The sequence below is a fragment of the Gemmiger formicilis genome, assembly GCF_016901605.1.
Classification (GTDB): domain Bacteria; phylum Bacillota; class Clostridia; order Oscillospirales; family Ruminococcaceae; genus Gemmiger; species Gemmiger formicilis_B.
The window spans coordinates 1-256 of sequence record NZ_JACJKP010000649.1 but is presented as its reverse complement, the minus strand read 5'-3'; the positions used below and the strand labels follow the sequence as shown (position 1 = coordinate 256).

At 62.5% G+C, this 256-nt stretch carries 1 protein-coding gene; it reads right to left on the bottom strand.

Annotated elements, in window-relative coordinates:
* Window positions 1–256: hypothetical protein (locus H6B10_RS16310; protein WP_204652458.1), on the bottom strand; the 256-nt coding region annotated here is incomplete at both ends.

The following is a 256-nucleotide window of genomic DNA, read 5'->3' as shown; positions in this document are numbered from 1 at the left end:
GGGGATTGATCAGCGCCAGAAAAAAAGTGATATAGGGCAGTGCACACATCCACAAAGCAGGCCGGATGCCCTGGCCTACCATGGACAAACCGGCAGCCAGGCAGCCGAAGAACAGCACCTGGTTGACCAGGTGGGTAAAGCGGATCAATCCCCGCTGACCGGGGGAATGGCAGACTGCCGCCAGGGCGACCTGAGAGGCCTGGCGGAAAAGCCGCCGGGACTGGTCAAAGAACCCCGCTTCCAGCCGGGCCCACGC